The 24541-nt window shown below is 61.5% G+C and carries 20 protein-coding genes; 10 read left to right on the top strand and 10 right to left on the bottom strand.

Annotation, left to right across the window (positions count from 1 at the left end; translation table 11 throughout):
- Nucleotides 1-88: 88 nt before the first annotated feature.
- From hemA to SJY21_RS03185, 4 genes are all read left to right on the top strand, one after another.
- Nucleotides 89-1312, top strand: a complete 1224-nt coding sequence (gene hemA / locus SJY21_RS03200) for a 5-aminolevulinate synthase (RefSeq protein WP_377506103.1) — start codon at nucleotides 89-91, stop codon at nucleotides 1310-1312.
- Nucleotides 1313-1427: 115 nt separating this feature from the next.
- Nucleotides 1428-2639, top strand: coding sequence for a helix-turn-helix domain-containing protein (locus tag SJY21_RS03195; protein WP_377506100.1), 1212 nt, complete (start codon nucleotides 1428-1430; stop codon nucleotides 2637-2639).
- Nucleotides 2640-2717: 78 nt separating this feature from the next.
- Nucleotides 2718-3842, top strand: coding sequence for a flavodoxin-dependent (E)-4-hydroxy-3-methylbut-2-enyl-diphosphate synthase (gene ispG, locus SJY21_RS03190; RefSeq protein ID WP_377506097.1), 1125 nt, complete (start codon nucleotides 2718-2720; stop codon nucleotides 3840-3842).
- Between the two features lie 4 nt (nucleotides 3843-3846).
- Complete coding sequence (locus SJY21_RS03185) at nucleotides 3847-5139, top strand: sensor histidine kinase (protein ID WP_377506094.1); 1293 nt, start codon at nucleotides 3847-3849, stop codon at nucleotides 5137-5139.
- On the opposite strand, the gene SJY21_RS03180 is transcribed toward SJY21_RS03185, so the two are convergent.
- From SJY21_RS03180 to SJY21_RS03170, 3 genes are all read right to left on the bottom strand, one after another.
- Nucleotides 5136-5900 (bottom strand): MBL fold metallo-hydrolase, encoded by a 765-nt coding sequence (locus SJY21_RS03180; RefSeq protein WP_377506091.1) that lies wholly within the window; start codon nucleotides 5898-5900, stop codon nucleotides 5136-5138. The genes SJY21_RS03185 and SJY21_RS03180 overlap by 4 nt on opposite strands.
- A 63-nt stretch (nucleotides 5901-5963) precedes the next feature.
- Nucleotides 5964-6707, bottom strand: a complete 744-nt coding sequence (locus tag SJY21_RS03175; protein WP_377506088.1) for a DsbA family protein — start codon at nucleotides 6705-6707, stop codon at nucleotides 5964-5966.
- A 13-nt stretch (nucleotides 6708-6720) separates the two neighbouring features.
- The gene (locus SJY21_RS03170; protein ID WP_377506085.1) at nucleotides 6721-8040 is read right to left on the bottom strand and encodes a M48 family metalloprotease; all 1320 of its coding nucleotides are present in this window, start codon (nucleotides 8038-8040) and stop codon (nucleotides 6721-6723) included.
- Nucleotides 8041-8118: 78 nt separating this feature from the next.
- Here SJY21_RS03170 and SJY21_RS03165 point away from each other — a divergent pair, with 78 nt between their 5' ends.
- Both SJY21_RS03165 and SJY21_RS03160 read left to right on the top strand, forming a co-directional pair.
- On the top strand, nucleotides 8119-9270 hold the full coding sequence (locus SJY21_RS03165) for a pyridoxal phosphate-dependent aminotransferase (RefSeq protein WP_377506082.1): 1152 nt from the start codon (nucleotides 8119-8121) through the stop codon (nucleotides 9268-9270).
- A gap of 31 nt (nucleotides 9271-9301) precedes the next feature.
- A complete protein-coding gene (locus SJY21_RS03160; RefSeq protein ID WP_377506079.1) occupies nucleotides 9302-10534 on the top strand; it encodes an N-acetylmuramoyl-L-alanine amidase in 1233 nt (410 codons plus the stop codon).
- Here SJY21_RS03160 and SJY21_RS03155 read toward each other — a convergent pair.
- Nucleotides 10528-11142: a class I SAM-dependent methyltransferase gene (locus tag SJY21_RS03155; protein WP_377506077.1), complete on the bottom strand. Its 615-nt coding sequence runs from the start codon at nucleotides 11140-11142 to the stop codon at nucleotides 10528-10530. The two genes, SJY21_RS03160 and SJY21_RS03155, sit on opposite strands and share 7 nt — an antisense overlap.
- Before the next feature lie 152 nt (nucleotides 11143-11294).
- Between SJY21_RS03155 and SJY21_RS03150 the strand changes: the two genes are divergently transcribed.
- From SJY21_RS03150 to SJY21_RS03140, 3 genes are all read left to right on the top strand, one after another.
- Nucleotides 11295-13814: a penicillin-binding protein 1A gene (locus SJY21_RS03150; protein ID WP_377506074.1), complete on the top strand. Its 2520-nt coding sequence runs from the start codon at nucleotides 11295-11297 to the stop codon at nucleotides 13812-13814.
- A 68-nt stretch (nucleotides 13815-13882) separates the two neighbouring features.
- A complete protein-coding gene (gene prfB, locus SJY21_RS03145; RefSeq protein WP_377506071.1) occupies nucleotides 13883-15010 on the top strand; it encodes a peptide chain release factor 2 in 1128 nt (375 codons plus the stop codon).
- 151 nt (nucleotides 15011-15161) lie between these two features.
- Entirely contained in the window at nucleotides 15162-15944 is a 783-nt protein-coding gene (locus SJY21_RS03140) for a DUF2189 domain-containing protein (protein WP_377506068.1), read from the top strand.
- On the opposite strand, the gene SJY21_RS03135 is transcribed toward SJY21_RS03140, so the two are convergent.
- The 6 genes from SJY21_RS03135 to bcp all read right to left on the bottom strand — a co-directional run bounded on the left by SJY21_RS03135 (nucleotide 15941) and on the right by bcp (nucleotide 21149).
- The gene (locus SJY21_RS03135; RefSeq protein ID WP_377506065.1) at nucleotides 15941-16618 is read right to left on the bottom strand and encodes a DUF4336 domain-containing protein; all 678 of its coding nucleotides are present in this window, start codon (nucleotides 16616-16618) and stop codon (nucleotides 15941-15943) included. The genes SJY21_RS03140 and SJY21_RS03135 overlap by 4 nt on opposite strands.
- A gap of 66 nt (nucleotides 16619-16684) precedes the next feature.
- Nucleotides 16685-17185, bottom strand: a complete 501-nt coding sequence (locus SJY21_RS03130; protein ID WP_377506062.1) for a polymer-forming cytoskeletal protein — start codon at nucleotides 17183-17185, stop codon at nucleotides 16685-16687.
- Entirely contained in the window at nucleotides 17175-18494 is a 1320-nt protein-coding gene (locus SJY21_RS03125; RefSeq protein WP_377506059.1) for a DUF5930 domain-containing protein, read from the bottom strand. The genes SJY21_RS03130 and SJY21_RS03125 overlap by 11 nt, the downstream gene beginning before the upstream one ends.
- A 188-nt stretch (nucleotides 18495-18682) precedes the next feature.
- The gene (locus tag SJY21_RS03120) at nucleotides 18683-19486 is read right to left on the bottom strand and encodes a ferritin-like domain-containing protein (protein ID WP_377513130.1); all 804 of its coding nucleotides are present in this window, start codon (nucleotides 19484-19486) and stop codon (nucleotides 18683-18685) included.
- A 16-nt stretch (nucleotides 19487-19502) separates the two neighbouring features.
- A complete protein-coding gene (locus SJY21_RS03115; protein WP_377506056.1) occupies nucleotides 19503-20627 on the bottom strand; it encodes a trans-sulfuration enzyme family protein in 1125 nt (374 codons plus the stop codon).
- Between the two features lie 48 nt (nucleotides 20628-20675).
- Nucleotides 20676-21149 (bottom strand): thioredoxin-dependent thiol peroxidase, encoded by a 474-nt coding sequence (bcp, locus tag SJY21_RS03110; RefSeq protein WP_377506053.1) that lies wholly within the window; start codon nucleotides 21147-21149, stop codon nucleotides 20676-20678.
- Nucleotides 21150-21254: 105 nt separating this feature from the next.
- Between bcp and SJY21_RS03105 the strand changes: the two genes are divergently transcribed.
- Complete coding sequence (locus SJY21_RS03105; RefSeq protein WP_377506050.1) at nucleotides 21255-24530, top strand: DUF3971 domain-containing protein; 3276 nt, start codon at nucleotides 21255-21257, stop codon at nucleotides 24528-24530.
- Nucleotides 24531-24541 lie beyond the last annotated feature (11 nt).

Raw genomic sequence — 24541 nt, 5'->3', positions numbered from 1 at the left:
TGTTGCCCGACAGGGCAGGATTCTATATCACCCACAGGACCAATCTGCGCGGCACCTGTCGCGCGTGCTGCAAGAATTGGAAACGACCTTGGATTTTGACGCGCAACTTGATGCTGCCATCGCCCGCCTTCATCTGGAAGGGCGTTATCGCACGTTCATTGATATCGAACGCCAAAATGGCCAGTTTCCCCACGCGATCTGGCGCAAGGCCGATGGCAGCGAGCAGCCGATCACCGTCTGGTGCGGCAATGATTATCTGGGGATGGGGCAGCACCCCAAGGTGCTGGCGGCCATGCACGAAGCACTTGACGCCACAGGTGCGGGATCAGGTGGCACCCGCAACATTTCCGGCACGACCGTCTATCACAAACGCCTTGAGGGCGAGCTGGCCGACCTGCATGGCAAGGAGGCCGCGCTGTTGTTCACCAGCGCCTATATCGCCAATGACGCCACGCTTTCGACCCTGCCGCGCCTGTTTCCGGGGCTTGTGATCCTGTCTGACAGCCTGAACCACGCGTCAATGATCGAAGGGATTCGCCGCAACGGCGGGGCCAAGCGGATTTTCAAACATAACGATCTGGACGATCTGCGCGCGCAACTGGCCGCGCTGCCGCCCGAAGTGCCCAAGCTGATCGCCTTTGAATCGATCTATTCGATGGATGGCGACTTTGGCCCGATTGCCGAAATCTGTGACATCGCCGATGAATACGGCGCGCTGACCTATCTGGACGAAGTGCACGCCGTTGGCATGTATGGTCCGCGCGGTGGCGGTGTGGCCGAACGCGATGGTTTGTCCGACCGGATCGACATCATCAACGGCACCCTGGGCAAGGCTTTTGGCGTGATGGGCGGCTATATCGCCACCAGCGCAAAGATGGCCGATGCGGTGCGCTCCTACGCGCCGGGGTTCATATTCACCACGTCCTTGCCGCCCGCTGTGGCGGCAGGTGCCGCAGCGTCAGTGGCGCACCTCAAGCAGGATCAGGGGTTGCGCGACCAGCATCAGCAACAGGCAAAGGTGCTGAAAATGCGCCTCAAGGGGCTGGGCCTGCCGATCATTGATCACGGCAGCCACATCGTTCCTTTGATCGTGGGCGACCCGATCCATACCAAGAAATTGTCGGATATGTTGTTGGAAATGCACGGGATTTACGTGCAGCCGATCAACTTCCCCACGGTGCCGCGCGGCACCGAACGTCTGCGCTTTACGCCAAGCCCCGTGCATGGCCCGCGCGAGCTGGATGCACTGGTTACAGCGCTGGACGGTCTTTGGTCGCATTGTGCGCTGAATCGCGCCGAGCTTGCAGGCTAAAGAGTCTTCTGCAGGTGCACAAAGACTAAGGCTATGTTAAGAATGGTCAATAAGTCGCAGAATCCAGTCGATTCGATTCTGCAACGAATGGGGCAGATTGGAACGGGACCGGCGCATGATCCGCAGAGGCTTCAGACGCAATAAAGCGATTGAAGAAGTTGAATCCAAAGGATTTGACGCCTTTGACTTGCGGCTTGGCGACCTGATGCGCGGCGAACGCGCGACCATGGGGAAATCCCTGCTGGACGTGCAGCGCGAGCTGAAAATCAAGGCAGCCTATATCGCCGCCATTGAAAACGCTGACCCAACGGCATTCGACACACCCGGTTTCATCGCCGGATATGTGCGCTCCTACGCCCGTTACCTGAACATGGATCCCGACTGGGCGTTTGACACGTTCTGCGGCGAAAGCGGCTTTGCCACGGCGCACGGCATGTCGGCGGATGCGTCATCCGTCAAACCCACCCGCGAAGACCGCTTGAACCGCGCCGAAAAGGACATTTTCGCCGCGCCAGCCACCCCGTTCATTCCGGCGGGCGAGGCGATGTTTTCCCGCATTGAACCGGGTGCTATCGGGTCCGTGCTAGTGCTTGTGGCGCTGATCGGTGGCTTGGGCTATGGCGGCTATTCGGTGCTGCAGGAAGTGCAGCGCGTGCAACTGGCCCCCGTCGAAAACGCGCCCGTCGTGATTGCCGAAGTTGATCCGCTGGCCGGTGCCGGCGGCGACGAAGGCCCGTCAATTGCCGCACCGATGGATCAGGTTGCCGATATTGCGCTGCCATCTGCGGATGCGCTGGATCGCTTGTATCGCCCCCAGGCACTGGATGTGCCTGTGATGGAATCGCGTGATGCACCGATTGCATCACTTGACCCGTCCTCGATTGGAACCTTTGCCGATGTGGACAGCGAAACACTCGTGGCTGGTGCCGACCCGCGTGACATCGGCCCCGAAGGGGTCGTGACCGCAGGTGTCCAAGTCACCGAAGAGGCCGCCCCCGGTGTGCAACTGGTTGCGGTGCGCCCCGCGTGGGTGCGGGTGCGGGCCGCTGATGGCACGGTGATCTTTGAATCGATCATGAACGCCGGTGACACCTATGATGTGCCACAAACCGAAGATCCAGCGACCCTGCGCATTGGCGAAAGCGGCGCCGTCTATTTCGCGATGAATGGCACGCATTATGGCCCCGTTGGCCCGCGCGGATCGGTCAGTTCCAATGTCGCCCTGTCGGTCGATAGCCTGACCGAAACCTATGCGGTTGCGGATATCAGCGCCGACAACGATCTGGCCACTGTCGTGAACGTGGCCCAAGTCCAAATCGCCCAGTAACGGCCAAGTGTCGCGCCCCGTTGCCCATCGCGCGGTTGCGCCTTAGGTAGTGGGCTGCAAACAGTCAAAGGCCGCGCAATGTCCCTGAACCACATCCGCCCGTGGCGCAATATCTACCGCCGCAAAAGCCGCCAGATCATGGTGGGGAATGTGCCTGTTGGCGGCGATGCCCCGATTGCGGTGCAGACCATGACCAACACGCTGACAACGGACGTGGCGGGCACGATTGCGCAGGTGCAGGCGGCGGCCGAGGCAGGGGCCGATATTGTGCGGGTTTCCGTGCCCGACGAGGCCAGCAGCAAGGCGTTGAAGGAGATTTGCGCTGAAAGCCCCGTGCCGATCGTCGCCGACATCCATTTCCATTATAAACGCGGGATCGAGGCGGCGCAGGCGGGTGCGGCCTGCCTGCGTATCAACCCCGGCAACATCGGTGACGAAAGCCGCGTGAAAGAGGTCATTCAGGCCGCGCGCGATCACAATTGCTCTATCCGCATTGGGGTCAATGCTGGCAGCCTTGAACGCCACCTGCTTGAAAAATATGGCGAACCTTGTCCTGATGCGATGGTCGAAAGCGGGCTGGAACATATCCGTATCCTGCAAGACAACGATTTCCACAACTTCAAGATCAGCGTGAAGGCGTCCGATGTGTTCATGTCGGCCGCCGCCTATCAACAACTGGCCGAAGCGACCGATGCGCCGATCCATCTCGGGATAACCGAAGCGGGCGGGCTGGTCAGCGGCACAATCAAATCGGCGATCGGCCTTGGCAATCTGTTGTGGATGGGGATTGGCGACACGATCCGCGTCAGCCTGTCCGCCGATCCGGTCGAAGAAGTCAAAGTCGGCTTTGAAATCCTGAAATCACTGGGCCTGCGCCATCGCGGCGTGAACATCATTTCCTGCCCGTCCTGCGCCCGTCAGGGCTTTGATGTGATCAAAACAGTTGAAAAACTGGAAAAACGTCTAGAACATATCAAAACACCGATGAGCCTGAGCATCATCGGTTGTGTCGTCAACGGCCCCGGCGAGGCGCTGATGACGGATGTTGGTTTTACAGGTGGCGGTGCAGGGTCTGGAATGGTGTATCTCGCGGGGAAGCAAAGCCACAAGCTGGATAACGACCAGATGGTCGAACACATTGTTGAACAAGTTGAAAAACGCGCGGCCGAGATTGACGCCGCTGATGAAACGGCCCTGACCTGATTTCGTGACGGTGCAGGTTCCCCTCAATCGCCCTGACGCGGACCTGCCCTTTGACCTGACGGCGATCAAACGCGTCGACAGTTTCAGCAATCCCGAAGTGCGGTTCCGCATTCCGATACTTGTCGTGTCGGGGGCGATTGCCAGCTGGCTGATGGGTGATCTATCGCTGATGGTGATCATTCTTTGCTACGAGCTGAGCTTTGCCGTGCAGGTCTTTTATACGGGGCGCCTGCCGGCACGAGTGGGCCTGTGGCGGTTCGTGTCGGTCGTGGTGTTTGGCACGCTGACCCATGCGGCCCTGGTGTCGATCAGCATCTACATGTTTGCCCATCCTGACAGGGGTGCGCAGTTTGTCGGGCTGGCGTTGTTCTTTTCGCTTTCGCTGAACACCATTTCGCAGCGGGCGCGCGAGCCCACGTTGTTTTCAACCGATCTTTGGGCGCTTTGCATCGCGGTGGTCGTGATGATCTGGGTCGAGGTCAGTCGCAATGCCAACATGGCCGAGGTGGCGGTTATCGCGACAACTTTGGTGGCCCTGTGCATCTACACGGTGTCCTGCACCCTGGAGATCGGACGGTTCCGCAAAGGTTTTGATGCCGCACGCGAAGGCCAGCGCGCGGCGGACAAACAGCGCGCCATTGGTCAGCTGACGGGTGGGGTTGCCCATGATTTCAACAACTTGCTGACCGTTGTTCTGGGGAACCTCGAGTTGCGCCGTCATGTCACTGATCCGGTGGAACACGAGGCATTGTTGCAAGAGGCCGAGGCCGCGGCCCAACGCGGCGCCGACCTGACCAGCCAACTGCTGGCGTTTTCGCGCAGATCCAACCTAAGCGTGCGGCCAGCCACTGTCAGCGAGATATGCGAAGGCATTTCACCCCTCGTGATGCGCCTTTTGGGCGAAAGGCATCAGTTGGCCCGCGGCCACACCGATGGCCTTGCGCAGATCAATGTGGATGTTGGCAAGCTGCAATCTGTCTTGCTGAACCTTGTTTTGAATGCGCGCGATGCCTTGCCCGATGGCGGGATCGTCCATTTTTTCGCGCAAACCACAGATGCGCTTGATGTGCCAACTGTGACCCTGACGGTGCAGGACCATGGCACCGGGATCAGCAGCGCCGACATGGCCCATGTGTTCGAGCCATTCTTTACCACGAAACCGGTTGGCAAAGGATCGGGGCTGGGGCTGTCGATGGCCAAGGGGTTTGTCGAACAATCAGGCGGGCGGCTTGATCTGACCTCTCGCGAAGGGGCGGGGACGACGGTGGTGCTGCACTTTCCCGCACTTCCCGATTAGTACCAGCCGCCCATTTTGACCTGTGCTGCATCGCCGACCATCTCTGCAAATTCGGCCGGATCCTGTGTGCCGTTGTCGCGCCCGCGATAGTGGTAGGGATAGACATAGGTGGGGGCAAATGCGCGCACCGCATCAGCGGCGGCGGATGCGTCCATCGTAAATGGCAGGTTCATGCAGACGAAGGCCAGATCAATATCTTGCAACGCGCGCATTTCGGGGATGTCCTCGGTATCGCCGGAAATGTAGATTCGAAAGCCGTCGATCGTCAAAACATAGCCGTTATCACGGCCTTGCGGGTGAAAGTTCATCCGTTCAGGCGTGGTGTTATAGGCCGGGATCGCGTCGATTGCGATGTCCTGGAACGTGGTCTGTTCGCCGTTGGCGACCGCCGTGGCGCGGGTCTGGACATCACCGGGAAGCATCGCATGGACCGCCGGATTGGTCACAAGGCGGGTGTCGTCTGTTGAAATGCCGTCGATGATGGCCTGTTGGTAATGATCGCCGTGTTCATGGGTCACAAGGATCAGGTCCGGCTGGGGAAACGGCATGTATTTCAGGGTCGCGGCGACCGGATCAACACAAATCGTCTGCGTCGGTGCGGTGATCACGAACGACGCATGTTCAAGCGGGTGAATACCGATCTGGCCGTTGGCCGTTTCAAACATGTCACCGCCGTGTCCGGCAGCACGGGTTTGAAATGGCAGGACGGTTGTGACGCCAAGGGCGGCGCCGGTTTTCAAAACGTGTCTGCGTGTGATCATCTGGGCCTCCTGCTGTTTGCTTAGTAACAAACTAGCGCGGATCGGCCCGTTGTCATACGGGCATTACCCTTCGTCGCGGATTTGCGCGACGATCTGCTGCATCTGGTCCAGCGGCAGGTAGCCGCGCAGCATCTGGTCCTCGACGACAAAGGTTGGCGTGCCGCTGATGTTCATCCGTTGGCCCAGCAGGCGGTTTTCTTCAAGAACAGTGGTGACTTCGTCGCTGGACATGGTGGCGATGATCGCGTCCGTATCAAGCGCGAATGTTTCGGCCAGACGGGTCAGGCTGTCCTCGCTCACATCGGCGCGCATGGTCATCAGCGCGTCCGAGATGTTTTTGTAGGCCTCATCGCCGGCGACAATCTTGGTGGCTACGGCAAAGCGCGCGGCGACAACGGATTGTTCCCCAAGGATCGGATATTCCTTGGTGATGATGCGGATATTGCCATCGGTTTCAATCAGTTCGGCGATTTCGGGATGGGCGCGGCGGCAAAAGCCACAGCGGTAATCCATGAACTCAACCATGGTGATATCGCCTTCGGGGTTGCCCCAGACCAGCGAATGCCCGTCATTGTGCAGCGCATCCAGATTGGTCCGGGCAAGTTCCACGTCATTGGCGACCTGCGCCTGCTGCTCGCGCGCTTCCAGCACGCCGATGGCTTCCATCAGCACTTCGGGGTTGTCCAGCAGATAGGCGCGGATTTCATCGCGGAACGTCTGGCGTTCGGCGTCGGTCATCGCCTCCATGTCAAAGGCGGCGGTGCTGGTGGCAAGGCAAATGGCAAGGGCGCTGAGGACGTTTTTCAAGACAAGTCTCCGGTTATCGGGTTTGGGCAGCACTGATCACATCCTGCGCGCGCTGCCAAGGGGCAGAGCCACGGGCGAGTTGATCTGCCGCACGGGTTGCGTGCAGGGCGGCGTCATCCATCCGGCCTGCAAGGGCATAGCGTTCCGCCGTGGCAAGCGAGGCAAGGCCATTCTGGCCCGCACGCGCATAGGCCTGACCCAGATCGCGCAGGATTCGCCCGTCCAGCGGGTCGCGATCACGGGCGCGCTGCAAGGCCGCGACGGCCCGGCGCGTGCTGTCGGCGGTGTCCATTGCCAACAGGGCGCGGCCATAGCCCCCAAGGATCAGCGGTTCATTGGGGGCAAGGTTCACAGCGCGGCCATAGGCGTTGACGGCAGCGGCGGCTTGGCGGCTTTCCAGCAGGATTTGCCCGAACAGTTCGTGCAGAAAGGCATCGTTGGGGTTGGCGGCCAGCAGCGCCTGCATGATGCTGATGGCGCGCCCTGCGTCCGCTTGGCGGTGGTAGGCGACAGCACGGCGCATCTGCGCGACGGCGCTGGTGTCATTGCCCGTGCGCCGCAGGGTCCAGCTTGGGTTCTGTGTAAAGGCCGACAGCTTGCCTTGGGCGCGCGCGAACCAGTAATTCGCGCTTGATTGATCAGCGGGCGTGGCCGGATTGGCGGCGATCAACCCGCGCAGGGCGCGCAGCCGGTCACTGGTCAGCGGATGGGTGCGTGCATAGGGGTCCTGACGCCCGATCGACAATGCCTCTTGGCCGCGAAAGATTTCCAGCACTTCAAGGGCGGCATTGGGGTCAGCGCCTGCGCGCAGCATATAGCGCGTGCCTGACTGATCGGCGGCACTTTCCTCGGCGCGGGTATGGGCGAACAGATTGCGCTGGCTTGATCCGGCGATGCCTGCCGCCACGCCTGCCGCTGCATCGCCGCGCCCTGTGGACATGGCCACTGCCGCCGCAAGCGCCATGCCAAAGGCCGCCGTATTGCGCGAGGCGCGCATGTTGGTCAGCCGCCGCGTGATATGGCCGTTGGATATATGCGCCGCTTCATGGGCGATCACCGATTGCAACTGTCCGGCACTTTCCAGTTTCAGCAGCAGGCCCGAATGGATGAAAATCGCCCGCCCGTCGATCACAAAGGCATTGAGGCTGCGATCGTCGATGATCAGGATGCGCACGTTGCCCGGCGACAGCCCAGCGGCGCGCAGGATCGGCGCGGCCAGTTGTTCCAAGGCATGTTCGATGTCGGCGTCACGGATCAGGGTCACGGCGCGCGCGGGCTGCGCTGTGGCAAAGCCGATCACCATGGCAGCCAGCCAAAGGCGGAAAAGGTGCATTGACGCCTCCGGTTGGGGCAGGGCAAACAGAACCCAAGACTGGGCCAATCCCAGCAGCGGCAGGATAAGGGGCAGGGCATGCGAAACTCAACCCGTGGGGATGTCGATCCCTTTATTGTGATGGATGTGATGGAGGCTGCGCGCGCGGCCGAAAGCGCCGGACGTCATATTATCCACATGGAAGTGGGCCAGCCCGGCACGGGCGCGCCCCGCGGTGCGATTGCGCAGCTTACCGCCGAAATGACGGCGCAGCCTTTGGGCTATACTGTCGGGTTGGGAATGCCGGACCTGCGCGCCCGTATCGCGCGCCATTACGGCGATTGGTATGACGTTGATCTGAACCCTGATCGTGTGGTGATTACGTCCGGTGCATCCGGTGCGTTTTTGCTCGCGTTTACGGCGCTGTTTGATGCAGGTGCGCGCGTTGGTCTGGGCGAGCCATGCTATCCATCCTATCGCCAGATCCTGCGCGCCTTGTCGCTGGAACCTGTGGGGATTCCCACCGTAATGGCGAACCGTTTGCAGCCTGTCGGGGCGGATGTGGCTGCGCATGAACTGGACGGGCTGATCGTGGCCTCACCCGCCAATCCGTCCGGCACGATGCTGGGGCGCGATGATATTGCGGGTTTGTCGGCGGCTTGCGATGCGCGCGGGGCGGCGTTCATATCCGACGAGATTTATCACGGCATCGCATACGAGGCCAAAGCCGTCAGCGCGCTTGAAGTCACCGACGAAGTTTACGTGATCAATTCGTTTTCCAAGTATTTTTCCATGACGGGCTGGCGCGTGGGCTGGATGGTTGTGCCCGAAGATCACGTGCGCACGGTCGAGCGACTGGCGCAGAACATGTTCATCTGTGCCCCCCACGCCAGCCAGCAACTGGCCCTTGCGGCGATGGATTGCGCGCCGGAACTGGATGCAAACCTCGCCGTTTATGCAGCGAACCGCGAAATCGTGATGGCGGGCCTGCGTGCGGCCGGATTCACCCGCTTTGCCCCGCCGGACGGCGCGTTTTATGTCTATGTGGATGTCAGCGCGTTCACCGATGATGCCCGCGCCTTTGCCAGCGAAATTCTGGATCAGGCGGGCGTGGCCGTCACCCCCGGTCTTGATTTTGATCCGCTGCGCGGCCACCACTGGCTGCGGTTTTCCTATGCCCGTTCCAGTGACGACATGCGCGAAGGCATGGCGCGCCTGCAACGCTTTATGGTGGGGCGGGCGCAGGCGTGATAAGAACAGGCAAAAGCAGGTGAGAACACCCATGCAGGCGCGTCTATTATCCCGAATGATCGGCCCCGTGCTGGCGATTGCGCTGGCCTTTCCGGCTGTCGCGCAGGAATTTTCCGGCCTTGCCCGTCTGGACGTGGCGCAAAGTCAGGTGCGCGATACCTGGGGCGGCGTGGAACTTGAGCTGTTCCTGTCCCAGCCGGTGCCTTACCGCGTGTTCACGCTGGACGATCCGCGCCGCCTTGTGCTGGATTTCCGCGAGGTGGACTGGCGCGGGGCGACCCGCGCGGCGTTATTGAATGCCGATAGGGTCAGCGATTTGCGCTTTGGGGCGCTGCGCCCCGGTTGGTCACGCATGGTGCTTGATCTGGGCGAACCCCTGCGGGTTCGCGCCGCCGGCATGGCCGTGGACGCCACCGACGGCACGGCGCATATCACGGTGACGCTTGAGGGCACGGATGCCGACAGTTTTACTGCAACTGCGGGCGCGCCCAACGACCCTGATTGGGAATTCCTGATGGCGGCTGATCCGACCAGTGCTGCCGCACCACCACAGGACGATGGCATTCTGACGATTGTGATCGACCCCGGCCATGGCGGCATTGATCCGGGTGCCGAGCGCGACGGGCTGCAAGAGGCTGATTTGATGCTGCAATTGGGGCGCGAGGTTGCCGAGGCCCTGACCCGTGCAGGCGATATCAATGTGGTGCTGACCCGCGACAGTGACACCTTTGTGCCGCTTGAGGAACGTATCACCATTGCCCGCGCGGCACGGGCAGATGCGTTTATCTCGCTCCACGCAGATGCGTTGGAAGCCGATGATGCAACAGGGGCGTCGATCTACACGCTGACAGACGCGGCGGAAGGCGAAGCATCGCAACGCATGGCCGAACGTCATGACCGCGCCGATTTGCTGGCGGGGCTGGACCTGAGCGGGCAGGACGACACAGTCGCGACCGTGCTGATGGACCTTGCCCGCATTGAAACCGCCCCCAAGGGCGAACGACTGGCGCAGGCGCTGGTCGCGGGCTTGGGCGACACCGGTGCAACCCTCAATTCACGCCCCCGCCGCGAGGCGGTGCTGGCGGTCCTGAATGCGGCTGATTTTCCGTCTGTTCTGGTCGAGGTCGGCTTTTTGTCCAATGACCGGGATCGTGCTGCCCTTGTGACACCCGAAGGGCGCGCCAACCTTGTGGCAGGTATCGTTCTGGCCGTGCAACGCTGGGCCACAGCCGAGGCCGCGCTTGACCCGCTGGTGCGTCAGTAACGGCCTGTAAAACGTGCGAGCCAAATCGTGTGGCCGCCGCAGGCGGGGTCGTTGGCGACGTGTTTTATCACATCAAATCCGTGCCTTGCGAGACATTCTTCATAGTCGTCCGGCGCAAGGCTGGCGTGATAGACGGGTTCTTCACCAACCTGGCCGATGACTTCGCCCGCCGTATCGCCGCTGGTGAACATCAGCGCGGCGCGCGGGGCGGCATGGGCCGCAAAGGTGGCAAACATCGCCCGTTGGTCATCCGCTGACAGGTGGAAAAAGCTGTCCCACGCAAGGATCGCATCAAAGGGCACCCCAAGCGCAAGGCCGCGCATGTCGTCGTGATGCACGGTGGCATCGGGCAGGTTGGCGGCGAACAGATCGACCATCGGCACAGCGGCGTCCACACCCGTGACAGCCGCGCCCCGTTCCATCAGATAACTGGCGATCGGCTGGCCCGAACCGCAGCCCAGATCAAGGATTCGCCGCTGTTTCCCGTGCAGTGGCGTAAAGTCCAGCATCCGGTCCAACCAGCGTTTTTCCATCAGGGTGCGGTTGCGCAGCCGCGCCCAGTGTGGCGCGATGCGGGCGTAGGTGGCGATGATATCATCAGGTGTCATGGCACCGCACTTGGGCGCATGGCGCGCATTTGGCAAGCGCGCACGCAGATGTGTCCGGCCAAGTGGCGTTTATTGGCCGATCCGGTGCTTTGGGCTTTTGACCATCCTGCCGCTTGCCCATATAAGCAGGTGAAATCACGGGGGCGCGCGCAGTGCTACGCTTTATCATGTCTGTTCTGGGCGGTATCTTTTCGATGCTCACCCTTGGCCTGGCCATGGGCGCCCTGACGCTTGGCGCGATTTTCTATATGTATGGCCGTGACTTGCCGACATACGAGACTTTGGCCAACTATACCCCCAAGACCATCAGCCGGATCTATTCGGGCGAGGGCGAAATCATCGACGAATTCGCCACCGAACGCCGTCTGTTCAGCCCGGCCGAGGAAATACCCGACATTGTCAAACAGGCGTTCATTTCCGCCGAGGACAAGAATTTTTATGAACACGCCGGCTATGATGTGCGCGGTATGGCGGGTGCGCTTTATGATGCGGTTCGCTCGGGCGGGCGCGAGTTGCGCGGGGCTTCGACAATCACGCAGCAGGTGATGAAGAACTTCCTGCTGGACGGGTCCCGCACCGCAGAACGCAAGATTCAGGAAATCATTCTGGCCGCGCGGATCGAAGAATCCATGCCCAAGGAACGCATCCTTGAGCTATATTTGAACGAAATCGACCTTGGCGTGCGTAGTTTTGGTGTAACGGCCGCCGCGCAAAGCTATTTCAATAAACCGCTAGCGCAACTGACCATTGCCGAAGCCGCATTTCTGGCCGTCCACCCCAAGGCGCCCTATAGCTATCACCCCGTGCGTAACCGCGAGGCGGCGCTGGAACGGCGCGCCTTCATCCTCGAGGAAATGCACGAAAACGGTTATATCGACGATGCCCAATTGGCCGAGGCGCTGGCCGATCCGCTGCGCACCGTGCAGGGCGGCGATTTCCCCAGTTTCCGCTCTACGGTGCCACCGCGCGACTATTTTACCGATCAGGTGCGCCGCCAGATCGTGTCGGAACTGGGCGTTGATTCCGATTACTTCACCACTGCCGGGTATTCGATCCGCGCCACCGTGGAACCCGACATGCAAGAGGTCGCAACCGAAGCCCTGCGCCGCGCGCTGGAACAGTTTGACCGTGGGGTCGGGCGCTGGCGTGGCACCGGTCTGACGATTCCCGTCGACGAATTGGGCAGTGAAGAAAGCTGGCGCGCGGCACTGCGGTCCGTGCGCATCGCCCGCGATATCCATCTGGAAAACCAGTGGTATCCGGCTGTTGTGCTTGAGGTCGGTGACGAACAGTTGCGCCTTGGGATCGAAGATATCGGCGCGGACGAGCCCGAACAGGTTGTGCCGCGCCGTGACATCGAATGGATGCGTGGCAGTTTCGCCGAGAATTTCGAGATTGGTGATGTTGTCCATGTGCGCAAGATGACTGCTGACAGTGATGGCAGCTTTATTCGCTGGACCCTGCGCCAGGTGCCCGAAGTGCAGGGCGGCTTTATGGCGATGGACGTGAACACAGGGCGCGTGATTGCCATGCAGGGCGGCTTTTCGTTCCAGCATTCAGAGCTGAACCGCGCCACGCAGGCCTATCGCCAGCCCGGATCGTCGTTCAAACCCTTCGTCTATGCCGCCGCATTGGACAGTGGTTACACCCCCGCGACCATCGTCGTGGATGCGCCCATCGAAGTGCGCGCAGGCGGCGAAATCTGGCGTCCGATGAACGCCTCTGACCGGTTTTATGGCCCGACGCCTTTGCGCACTGGGATCGAACAGTCGCGCAACGTCATGACCGTGCGACTGGCCCAGGAGGTCGGTATGGATGTGATTGCCGATTATGCCGAACGCTTTGGCGTTTACGACAACATGAACGCCTATCTGTCCGCATCCTTGGGGTCCGAGGAAACCACGCTGTTCCGCATGGTCGCGGCCTATGCGATGTTTGCCAATGGTGGCGAGAGGGTGGAACCCACGCTGGTTGACCGCGTGCAGGACCGCTACGGCGCAACCGTCTATCAGCACGACCAGCGGGTCTGTAACGATTGCAACTCGGTCCTTTTGGAACCGGGCCGCGCGCCCGCGATTGTGTCAGACCGCGAACGGGTGATGAACGCCGTCACCGCCTATCAGCTGACCAGCATGATGCGCGGCGTTGTCGAACGCGGCACGGCGCGCAGCAGCGTCAACCTGCCCGTGCCGATTGCTGGTAAAACAGGCACCACCAACGATGGCAAGGACGTGTGGTTTGTTGGCTTTTCTTCCAACATCGTTGCCGGTTGCTATATCGGTTACGACACGCCGCGCAGCATGGGGCGCGGGGCATCGGGTGGTGGCATGTGCGGCCCCGTCTTCAATAGCTTTATGCAACAGGCGATCCAGCGCTATGGCGGCGGGAATTTCGACGTCCCCGAAGAATGCCAGTTCATCAATATCGACCGTTTCAGCGGTGCGCGTCTGCCTGACGGGGCCAGCGGCGACAATGTCGTGGCCGAATGTTTCCGCACGGGCGAAGAGCCGGTGTTTGGCATCACCTTTGACGGTGGTTTCGCCATGGCCGGTGATTTGCCCCTGTTTGACGAAGTGCGGTCCGCGCGTGAAGTCACCACATCAACCGGCGGCACAGCCACGGTGGGGCCGCAGGCAACCTTTGGCACGCTGTCGTCAGGCGGGCTTTACTAGGCCGCTTGCCCGTCCCACGCGGGCGGGCTATCACCCATCCCGACCCCATTGCTGGAAAGACCAAGCCCATGCGCGCCGAGACGCAAAACATCGTTGCCGCGATCGACAAGTCCCTTGATCTGCTGAAACAGCGGATGGATTGGGACACGGCGAAACACCGGCTGGAAGAATTCAATGCCCGCGTCGAAGACCCGACCCTGTGGGACGATCCGGCCGCGGCGCAAAAGCTGATGCGCGACCGGCAGATGCTGGTTGATGCGATTGCGACCTTTGAAACCATTGCGCAGGAAAAGACCGATCAGGTTGATATGATCGAGTTGGGCGAGATGGAGGACGACCAAGAGGTCGTGACCGAGGCCGAAGAAGCGCTGGCCAAGCTGGCCAAAACCGCTGCCACCAAGGAACTTGAGGCGCTGCTGGACGGCGAGGCCGATGGCAATGACACCTTCCTCGAGATCAACGCAGGTGCCGGTGGCACCGAAAGCTGCGACTGGGCCAATATGCTGGCGCGGATGTATGTCCGCTGGGCCGAAAAGAAGGGGTACAAGGTTGAATTGCAATCCGAAAGCCCCGGTGACGAAGCAGGGATCAAATCGGCCTCTTACAAGATCAGCGGGGCGAATGCCTATGGCTGGTTGAAATCGGAAAGCGGCGTGCACCGTCTGGTGCGGATCAGCCCGTTCGATAGTGCCGCCAAGCGCCACACGTCCTTTACTTCCGTCAAGGTTTATCCGGTGGTCGATGACAACATCGAAATCGAGGTGAATCCGGCTGATATCCGCATCGACACCTACCGGTCCAGCGGGGCAGGCGGGCAGCACGTCAACACCACGGATTCGGCCGTGCGGATCACCCACGCGCCCACCGGCATCGTCGTGACCAGTTCGGAAAAGTCGCAACACCAGAACCGCGATATCGCCATGAAGGCGCTGAAATCGCGGCTCTATCAGATCGAGCTAGATAAACGGTCCGCGCTCGTGAACGAAGCGCACGAAAATGCGGGCGATGCAGGCTGGGGCAACCAGATCCGCTCGTATGTCTTGCAGCCCTATCAAATGGTCAAAGACCTGCGCACCCGCTATGAAACCAGCGATACATCCGGCGTGCTGGATGGTGATCTGGATGCCTTCATGGCCGCGACATTGGCGATGGATGTGAGCGGCAAAAGCCGCGCCGAGGCCACGGCTGAGGACTAACCACGCCCGGAATCAAGCCACCAATCTCCCGTCTTGAGCCTGAACGCGGCAGGGCGCCTGCGGTTTGATTCCGTGCCAAGAGCCTATCGCCAAGGACTAATGCTTGACTTGAGGCCGCGGCACTGGCGAAATATTCCGAAAGGGGAATATCATGTCCGACGCCAGCGACCACATCGCCGCATCGCCACTGCCCGATATCGGGCAAGTGACCCTGTCCGAGCTTTGGGTGGTCCTCAAGGCGGGGATGTATGATTTCCGTCGTGCGCCGCAATTCGGGCTGTTCTTTAGCGCGGTCTATGTGCTGGGCGGGTTTTTCATGCTGTGGCTGGGGGCCGGGCATGTGACATGGACGCTGGCCACGTCGCTGGGATTCCCGCTGGCCGCCCCCTTTGCCGCCGTGGGTCTTTACGAGGTCAGCCGCCGTCTTGAGACCGATCAACCGCTGCACTGGCGCGATGTTCTGGGTGTGGTCTGGAACGAACGCACACGCCAGGTGCCGTGGATCGGGGCGATCATCGTGTTCTATTTCCTGTTCTGGACCTTCCTTGCGCACATGATTTTTGCCCTGTTCATGGGGCTGTCGACCATGACGAACGTCAGCCAAAGCTGGGAGGCGTTTCTGACACCCAACGGATTGACCATGATCGCGGTGGAACTGGGCGTGGGTGCGGTGCTGGCGTTCCTGCTGTTTTCGATCACGGTGGTCAGCCTGCCACTGGTGCTGGAAAAAGAGATCGATTTCATCAGCGCCATGATCCTGAGCTTTCGCACCGTGCAAGCGAACCTGCTGGTGATGCTGGTCTGGGCCGGGATCATCGCGGTGCTGTCACTGATTGCCCTTGCGCCGATGTTTCTGGGGCTGGTGATCGTGCTGCCGGTGTTGGGCCATGCCACATGGCACCTTTACCGGCGCGCGCTGTGTGATCGGGTCTAAAGCCAGCCAAATGCGCGTTTGATAACAGCCTGCGCATCCTTGACGGGTGCACCATGCGCCATGACAAGCGTGTTTGCGGGCCATGTGGTAATTGTTGCAAGGGCCGCGCGCGCCGCGCCACGATCGCGAAAGGCCAAGCGGAACTTGCGCGGCACGCTGGGTTCGGGCGCTGTCATCAGATCAAGACGGGCAACAACCGCGCGCCAGCCCGAGAACCAGTCACGCGGGAAATGCTGGATCAGATCGGTGAAAAGAACCGTGGCGCTGGCGCGATGAAAAAACACGACCTCGGTCGTGATCGCATTGCCTTGCAAAACGCATTGGTCAATCTGATCGGCCCAGTCAGGGCAGGGCGTGTCGTTCAGTGCATCGTCAAACACCAGATCGCTGCGCTTGGCCGGCAGCCCCGGCGCGCCATGGGTGCACGCGTGGGGATAGGCCGCTTGCCAGTCGCCCAGCGACATATGGTGCAGCGTGTTCGGGGCGATCAGATGGCGCACGGGGCCAAGGGCATCCACGGCGCTTTGCAACGCGGGCGTCAAGGCTATGGGTGACCAGACAAACAGCCCGCCATCAGCCAGGCGGATCACCACCATGCGGGTTGGATAGTGAAAACCAAGCGTGCTTTGGTGCGGCCCAAGCGCAGTCCAGATGTCAGGTCCAAGTTGGATCATCGCGCAACCCTCACAAAAAAGGCGCCGCGATTGCTCGGGCGCCCTTTGGGTAATGTCGTCGGTCGCCTAGGCCTTGTCCGCGGGCTTTGCGGGGGTCTTGCCATCGGTCTTGTTCAGCGGATCGTCCTGACGTTGCACCGACCCTTCAAAGTGGGCGCCTGATTCAATGGCGATGGTCTTGTGGATGATGTCACCCTCGACCCGCGCGGATGATGTCAGACGCACCTTGAGGCCGCGCACGGTGCCAATGATGCGGCCGTTCACGACCACATCGTCGGCAATGCATTCGCCCTTGACGGTTGCGCCTTCGCCGATGGTCAGCAGGTGGGCGCGGATGTCGCCGTCAACCTGACCTTCGATGTTGATGTCACCACTGGTTTTCAGGTTGCCCTTGATGTGCAGATCCGTTGACAGGATCGACGCAGGCGGCTTGGCCTTGGGCGCGGATGGCTTGAATTCCGTCGACGGCGCGCTGCTTGGCGTTGCGGATTTTGCCGCATCCGTCGATGGTGTTTTTGTGTCACCGGCGCTTGGGCCCGGCTCGTTGATTTTGCTTTTAGAAAACATCTTGTCCAGCTCTTATATAGATCATCGGGTTTACGGGGCGTCCGCCTACGCGGATTTCATAGTGCAGGTGCGGGCCAGTTGACCGTCCAGAATTGCCAATATCACCAATCCGGTCCCCGCGCGAGACTCTTTGTCCGACTTGCACGCGAATCCGGTTCTGGTGGGCATAGCGCGTCTCGATCCCGAACTCGTGCTGGATCTTGACCATGCGACCATAGCCCGAAGACCAGCCTGCGAAAGTCACAACACCGTCAGCGGGGGCATAAATCGGCGTGCCGATGGGGGCTGCAAAATCGGTGCCGTTGTGCATCCGGCCCCAGCGCTGGCCAAAGCCGGAGGTAAAGCGGTAGTTGTCCCGCACCGGAATATCAAATGGCGCGCGTTCGGCGGCAATGCGATAAAGGTTGATACGGTCAAGCCCGCCAAGGATCGCATTGGCCCGTTCGGTTTCGGGATCGTTGTCGCCGCCACGGGTGGAAAACTGGAACGGCATCAGCGGCCCACCGGTGCCCGAATAGCCACGGCGCGCGGCAGCCAGCAGATCATCGGGGTTCAGGCCAGCCGCGCGGAACATCCGGTCAAGCGGTTCAACCGACACGGTCATGGCTTCTTCGAGCTGGCGGAAAATCGCGTCGTTCTTTTCTTCAAGAAGGCGCAGGGCGAGTTCCATTTCAGCCGCGTGTTCGATGGCAAATTGCGCATCCGCTGCGATCAGGTCGCGTTCGGCGGCGGTGGTGGCAAGGGCATCGGCCAGCAGATCAACGGTGCCGCCGGTTTCGCTGCCGCCGGTGATTGCGGCGATTGATGTGCCGTCACCTTCAAGGGCGGCTGTCAGGGTCGCGGCCTCGTCGCGGGCGGCTTCGCGTTCCTGCATCGCGCGGCGCAACGTGGCCTGCACGACTTCGATACCGGTTTCCATTTCGCGGCGGCGGTCCTCGGAGGTGAGCAGTTCCGACTGCATGAGCGAGATTTGTTCAAGCGCGAGCGAGAAGCGTTCCTGTGCGGCCAATGCCTCGTCGGCGCGGCGGTCACGTTCCAGCGACAGGGCGTTCAGCCGTTCTTCATAGATCATCTGGTCGCGCAGGGCCTGTGCGCGGAAGTTGCCTGCCCCGATGGTATCCATCAGCAGGATCGCGGTGGCGATGATTGTCCAGGCAAGGGTGATCGCCCCGCCGGCCCAAGCCAGCAATTGCGTTTCCGAGCGCAGGCGAATGAAGCGTGTTTCCGTATCCGAGCGCAAGAATAGCCGCTTTTCGGGAAAGCGTTTTTCAAGCGCCCGATGCATCTTTTGAATGAGGCGTGATCGCACGTGTCTGTCCCTTTAGTTCCCGTCCCAAAGCACACACCAGCCCCCCAGCCCAAGGGTATGCCAGACGGTGTTAACGGGGTGGGGACTCTGCTGCAAGAAATTTGCGCAAAAATACGCGAATCCAGTGGGATATCGGGCACAATGGGCGAAAATGCGCCGACTGACCAAGGGGCAAGCGACCCGATTGGTTAACCGCGCGGTTTGCTTTCCCCGGCCAGGGGCCAGTAGAAATCGGGCGGAATGCCTGCCTCGGCGCGCTTTTCCTCGTTGAATGGCGGCTTGAGGGTGCTGTGGAAATAGCGGCGCACAAGGTCGTGGAACACGCCCGTCGGGTCCAGATCGTGCCGCCCGCACAGGAAATGGAACCATTTTGACCCGTAAGCCACGTGATGCACTTCTTCGCCGTAAATCACGTTGAGCGCATCAATCGCCTGTTGGTCCTTGGCCTGCTGGAAAATGCGGATCATGCCCGGCGTCACGTCCAGCCCGCGCGCCTCGAGCACCATCGGCACAACCGCCAGCCGCCCCATCAGATCATCTGCCGTATCTTCGGCGGCGCGCCACATGCCCGCGTGCGCGGGCAGCGCGCCATAGTGGCTGCCTTGTGCTTCAAGACAGTCGCACATCAGGTTGAAATGCTTGGATTCTTCGTCTGCCGACTTGACCCAGTCGTCATAGAAACCGATGGGCATCGGTGTGTCGGTAAAGCGCGCGATGATGTCCCAGTGCAGGTCCACGGCGTTCAGTTCGATATGGGCGACCGCGTGCAAAATGGCGATGCGCCCGTCCGGTGTGCCGGGCTTGCGGCGCGGCACATCACGCGGGTCCAGTAGCGCAGGCTGGTCGGGGCGTGCGGGCTGCATGGGCGGGGTGGCCTCGCCGATGGCCGGTGTTTCGCCTGCGGCGCGCGCAGCCTGCCACTGGGCGGCGTATTTGCGCGACAGGGCGGTCTTTTCGCGCCCGTCCGCCGTGCGCAACACCGCAACGGCCATTTCGGCAAGCGGCAGATCAACCAAGGGCCTGCTCCAGATCAGCGATCAGGTCGCCTGCATCCTCGATGCCGATGGACAGGCGCAGCAGGTTGGGCGGGATGCCGGTGTGCGGTTCAATGGTATGGCGGTGTTCCACAAGGCTTTCGACACCCCCCAGCGATGTGGCGCGGGTGAACAATTGCAGGCGGCCCGTCGCGCGCAGGGCATCCGCCGCATCACCTTTGACAAGGATCGACATCAGCCCGCCAAAGCCGCCATGCATCTGGCGCGCGGCAATTGCATGGCCGGGATGATCGGGCAGGCCGGGGTAATAAACGGCGTCGATTTTCGGGTGGGCGGCGAAATGGCTGGCGATGGTCATGGCACTTTCGCTCATCCGCGCCACACGCAGGGGCAGGGTGCGCATCCCGCGCAGCAGCAGCCACGCAGCAAAGGGGTTGATCACCGCGCCTGCATCGTGGCGGTCGGTGGCGATGGCCTGCCAGATCGGCGCATCGGGCGCGTTGGTGGCCAGCACGCCAGCCAGCACATCGGAATGCCCGTTGATCGCCTTGGTAGCCGAATGCATGACGATATCCGCGCCAAGATTCAGGGGCTGTGACAGGATGGGTGTTGCGGCGGTCGAGTCGACGACCAGCAAGCCGCCAGCGGCATGTGTCAGGTCAGCGGCGCGGACGATATCTGTGGTTTTCAGCCACGGGTTCGATGGCGTTTCAATGAATGTTATCTGCGGTTTATGGGCCGCAATTGATGTTTCAAGCTGGGCTGGGTCAGCCGTGTCGACCTCGTGCAGGGCCACGTCGCGCCGCGCACAGAAATCGCGCAACCACGCTGTCGTGCCCCAGTAAATACCCGATTGGGCCACGATATCGGCCCCCGCAGGCAGCGTGCGAAATACCGCCGCAATCGCCGCCATGCCCGAGGGAAACAGCAGCGCCGTTTCCGCCTGTTCCAGTTGCGCCAACACGCTTTCGCATTGGCGGGTGATGTCACTGTGGTCACGCGCATAGACATTGGCCGGGTCCAGCAGGGCATAGTCAGCGCCGCGTGCATAGGTCGTGGCCATGTTGAGGTCGGGGACCAACCCGCTTCCGCCATGGGCCGCGATGGTTGCCGGATCAAGATCGTTTTTGCCTGTCATGATACCCTCCGTTGGGTCTATGTCGGCAAATCCCGCACCAGACGCAAGCTAAAGCGCGCGCGCCGCCGCCAGCACCGCATCCACATGGCCGGGAACTTTGACCTTGCGCCAGACCTGCGCAATCCTGCCCGACGGGTCGATCAGAAAAGTCGCGCGTTCGATCCCCATATAGGTCTTGCCATACATGTTCTTTTCCACCCAGACGCCATAGCGTTCGCAGACATCGCCGTTTTCGTCCGACAACAGCGCCACGCCAAGGTTGTGTTTGTCGCGGAATTTGTCGTGCTTTTTGACGCTGTCCTTGGACACGCCCAGCACCACTGTGTTTGCGGCGGCAAACTCGGCGGTCATGTCGGTAAAGCCGATAGCCTCTTTGGTGCAGCCGGGGGTGTCGTCGCGCGGGTAGAAATAGAGCACGACATTCTGGCCGGCATAGTCCGACAGTGCGACCATATCACCGCCATCGCGGGGCAGGGTGATAGCAGGGGCGATATCGCCGATTTCAAGGGTGGGGTTGGACATTTCAGCACTCCTTTGCGCAGGGATGTTGTTTCGTGTTTTGTTTTAGGTCGCAACACGCGAATATAAAGGGATAAACATCGCCAAAGGCCGCAATGCACTGTTTTCATGACTGATCCGCAAACACCAGACGATCCGCCGCGCACACGGCGGATCAAAAAGCGCCATATCGCGCGCACGGTTGTGCTGTTGGCAGGGCTACCGGTGCTGTTCGGTGTGATCGGTGTGGTGATGATGCTGGGGCGCGAAATCACCGCGCCCACCTGGATCAAGACCCGCGTCGAGGCCCGCGTGGCCGAGGTGCTGGATGGGGCTAGCCTGCGGTTTGGCAAGATTTTCTTTACGGTCGGCACCGATTTGCATCCGCGTATCCGCCTCACGAATGCGGTGCTGCGCGACGGTGATGGCACCCCCATCGCCCGTTTCCCCGAGGTTGAAGGGCAGTTGTCGCCACGTGGGTTGATCCGGGGCGAAGTTCTGGCCCAGGAAGTGCATTTGCAAGGCGCGCAGATCAATCTGCGCCGTGCGGGCGATGGCACCGTTGCCGTGGCCTTTGGCGGTTCGGCGGCGACCGTGACCGAAGCGGCAAGCCTCACCGCTTTGCTGGACGAGTTCGATCAGGTGTTTGATCGTAGCGAACTGGCCGCGTTGGAACGGGTGCAGGCGGACGGGCTGATCGTGAATTTCGACGATGCCCGCGCGGGGCGCAGTTGGACGGTGGACGGTGGCCAGCTTGATCTTGATCTGCGGGGTGATCAGACGGCCCTGCGCGGCGAGGTCGCGCTGTTGTCGGGGCGGTCTTATGTGACGGTCATGTCGCTAAGCTATACCAGCCCGCGCCGGTCAAGTGCGGCCGATATCAGCCTTGAAATCACCGATGCGGCGGCGGTGGACCTTGCCACGCAATCACCGGCACTCAGTTGGCTGGCGGTGATCGAGGCCCCCATTTCCGCGACACTGCGTGCCAGCATTGACGAACAGGGCGCGCTTGGGCCACTGAATGCCCTGCTGGAAATCGGGCAGGGCGATCTGCGCCCGACCAACGCCACACGTCCGATCCGGTTTGATCAGGCGCGCACCTATCTGACCTTTGATCCGGTCACCGACGAAGTCACCTTTTCCTATATCAATGTGCAATCGGGCTGGGGCAGCTTTCAGGGGCAGGGCAACGCCTATCTGCGCGAGTTTTCCGATGGGTGGCCCGCCGCGATCCTTGCCCAGCTTAGCCTGAGCGAGATGCAGATCAATCCGGCGGGCATTTACGCACAGGCGCTCGATGTCGGCACGGCGATTGCGGATTTCCGCTTGCGACTTGATCCTTTTACGCTGACCCTTGGGCAGGCCGTCCTGCAGGATGAAAACCACCGCGCCACATTTCGCGGCGAGGTTCTGGCCGCGCCCGACGGCTGGCAGGTGTCGCTTGACGGGGCCATGGACAGCCTGTCACGCGATCGCCTGATGGCGGTCTGGCCCGCGCTAATGATCCCGCGCACCCGCGCATGGTTTGATGACAACCTGCTGGGCGCGGATTTTTCGGGCCTGCGTGCCGCGTTTCGCCTGCTGCCCGACCAACCGCCCGTTGTCAGCATCACCACCGAATTCGACGATCTGGACCTGCGCTATATCAAAGCCTTGCCGCCGATCACCGGCGGGCAGGGGTTGCTGACCTATGATGGCACGGCGCTGAGCGTGGCGCTGGATCGTGGTATCGTCACGCCGGCCGAAGGCGGGCGCATGGTGCTTGATGGTTCGACGTTCATCATTCCTGATGCGCGCATTCCCGAACCACCAGCGCAGGTGGATTTGCAGATTGCCAGCACGGTTACGGCGGCCCTTGCGATCCTGGATCACGAACCGTTCGGGTTTATCAGCAAGGCCGGTCTGGAAACGACCCTTGCGGACGGACGCGCGCAGATTGCGGCGCAGATCAACCTGCCACTGCGCAGCCGGGTCCCGCGCGAAGAAATCATCTATAGCGCCAGCGCGACCCTGCGGGATGTGCAAAGCAGCGTGCTGGTGCCGGGGCGGCGGTTGGCAGCATCCGAACTTGCGCTTGAGGCCGACAATGCGGGCATGGCGATCAGCGGCCCGCTGCGCATTGGCGCGGTGCCCGCCACGGTGCGCTGGCAACAGGCCTTTGGCCCCGACAACGGCGGGCGATCCACGCTCACCGGCAGTGTGGAACTGTCCCAGCGCTTTGCCGATGAATTCAACATCGGCCTGCCGCGCGGCACGATCAGCGGGGCGGCCACTGCGGATGTAACGATCAATCTGCGGCGCGATACGGCACCCGCATTCGAACTGGCCTCGTCGCTTAACGGGCTTGGGCTGCAACTGCCCGCCCTTGGCTGGCGCAAGGAGGCCGGCAGCCGCGGTGATTTGCGGGTTGCGGGCACCCTTGGCGCGGTGCCTGATGTTTCGTCGCTGTCGATCAATGCAGGCGGATTGCAGGCCGCAGGTGCGATCAGCATCAGCGCCAATGGCGGGCTGGACGCGGCGCGGTTTTCGCGGGTGCAGATGGGGGGCTGGCTGGATGCGCCGATAATCTTGCGCGGGCGCGGCGCGGGGCGGCCTGCGCTGGTCATGGTGGCGGGCGGTGTGCTTGACCTGCGCAACGCCGATTTTGGGGACAGCGGCGGGCAGGGTGGCCCGATGGAAATCGCGCTTGAGACATTGCAGATTTCCGAAGGCATTGCCCTGACCGATTTTCGCGGTGAATTTGACAGCGCGGGCGGCTTTTCCGGCGGCTTTGTCGCGCGTGTGAATGGCGGCGCGGCGGTGCAGGGCACGGTTGTGCCGCGCCGCGGTCGGTCGGCTGTGCGGATCGTCAGCGATGACGCAGGCGGTGTGTTTCGCGCCGCCGGATTGCTGCGCAACGCGCAGGGCGGCGCGATGGACCTGACATTGCTGCCCGCGGGCGGCGAGGGCAGTTATGACGGCACGCTGGCCGCGACAAACCTGCGGGTGCGTGATGCGCCGGCCCTGGCCGGATTGCTGAACGCGATCAGCGTGGTTGGCCTGTTGCAGCAGTTGGACGGGCAGGGGTTGGCCTTTTCCAATGTGGATGCGCAGTTTCGCATCACCCCCGACCGGATCATCATCACGCAATCCAGCGCCGTTGGCCCGGGCCTTGGGCTGTCGCTGGACGGGGTTTACCGGATGGCGGATCGCACCATGGATTTTCAGGGGGTTGTGTCGCCGATCTATTTGCTCAATGGCATCGGCAGCTTTTTGACCCGTCCGGGCGAGGGGTTCATCGGCTTTAACTTTACCCTGCGCGGCCCTGCCGATAGTGCGCGTATTGCGGTTAATCCCCTCAGTGCGCTGACACCGGGGATGTTCCGCGAGATTTTTCGCCGCCCGCCGCCGCAGGTCGGGCAATAGCGGCCTGAACA

The sequence above is a fragment of the Octadecabacter sp. R77987 genome (assembly GCF_042466115.1).
In the GTDB taxonomy this organism is placed as follows: Bacteria; Pseudomonadota; Alphaproteobacteria; order Rhodobacterales; family Rhodobacteraceae; genus SW4.
The sequence above is the reverse complement of the archived record's forward strand: the minus strand, read 5'-3'. Positions and strand labels throughout refer to the sequence as shown.

Coding starts and splice junctions, on each gene's coding strand:
- SJY21_RS03155 (WP_377506077.1), bottom strand. CDS start 11,142: ATGACACCTGATGATATCATCGCCACCTACGCCCGCATCGCGCCACAC.
- SJY21_RS03120 (WP_377513130.1), bottom strand. CDS start 19,486: ATGGCCGTTGCGGTGTTGCGCACGGCGGACGGGCGCGAAAAGACCGCC.
- SJY21_RS03130 (WP_377506062.1), bottom strand. CDS start 17,185: ATGTTTTCTAAAAGCAAAATCAACGAGCCGGGCCCAAGCGCCGGTGAC.
- SJY21_RS03135 (WP_377506065.1), bottom strand. CDS start 16,618: ATGATCCAACTTGGACCTGACATCTGGACTGCGCTTGGGCCGCACCAA.
- SJY21_RS03195 (WP_377506100.1), top strand. CDS start 1,428: ATGATCCGCAGAGGCTTCAGACGCAATAAAGCGATTGAAGAAGTTGAA.
- SJY21_RS03115 (WP_377506056.1), bottom strand. CDS start 20,627: ATGACAGGCAAAAACGATCTTGATCCGGCAACCATCGCGGCCCATGGC.
- ispG (WP_377506097.1), top strand. CDS start 2,718: ATGTCCCTGAACCACATCCGCCCGTGGCGCAATATCTACCGCCGCAAA.
- prfB (WP_377506071.1), top strand. CDS start 13,883: ATGCGCGCCGAGACGCAAAACATCGTTGCCGCGATCGACAAGTCCCTT.
- SJY21_RS03170 (WP_377506085.1), bottom strand. CDS start 8,040: ATGCACCTTTTCCGCCTTTGGCTGGCTGCCATGGTGATCGGCTTTGCC.
- SJY21_RS03160 (WP_377506079.1), top strand. CDS start 9,302: ATGCAGGCGCGTCTATTATCCCGAATGATCGGCCCCGTGCTGGCGATT.
- SJY21_RS03165 (WP_377506082.1), top strand. CDS start 8,119: ATGCGAAACTCAACCCGTGGGGATGTCGATCCCTTTATTGTGATGGAT.
- bcp (WP_377506053.1), bottom strand. CDS start 21,149: ATGTCCAACCCCACCCTTGAAATCGGCGATATCGCCCCTGCTATCACC.
- SJY21_RS03180 (WP_377506091.1), bottom strand. CDS start 5,900: ATGATCACACGCAGACACGTTTTGAAAACCGGCGCCGCCCTTGGCGTC.
- SJY21_RS03140 (WP_377506068.1), top strand. CDS start 15,162: ATGTCCGACGCCAGCGACCACATCGCCGCATCGCCACTGCCCGATATC.
- SJY21_RS03105 (WP_377506050.1), top strand. CDS start 21,255: ATGACTGATCCGCAAACACCAGACGATCCGCCGCGCACACGGCGGATC.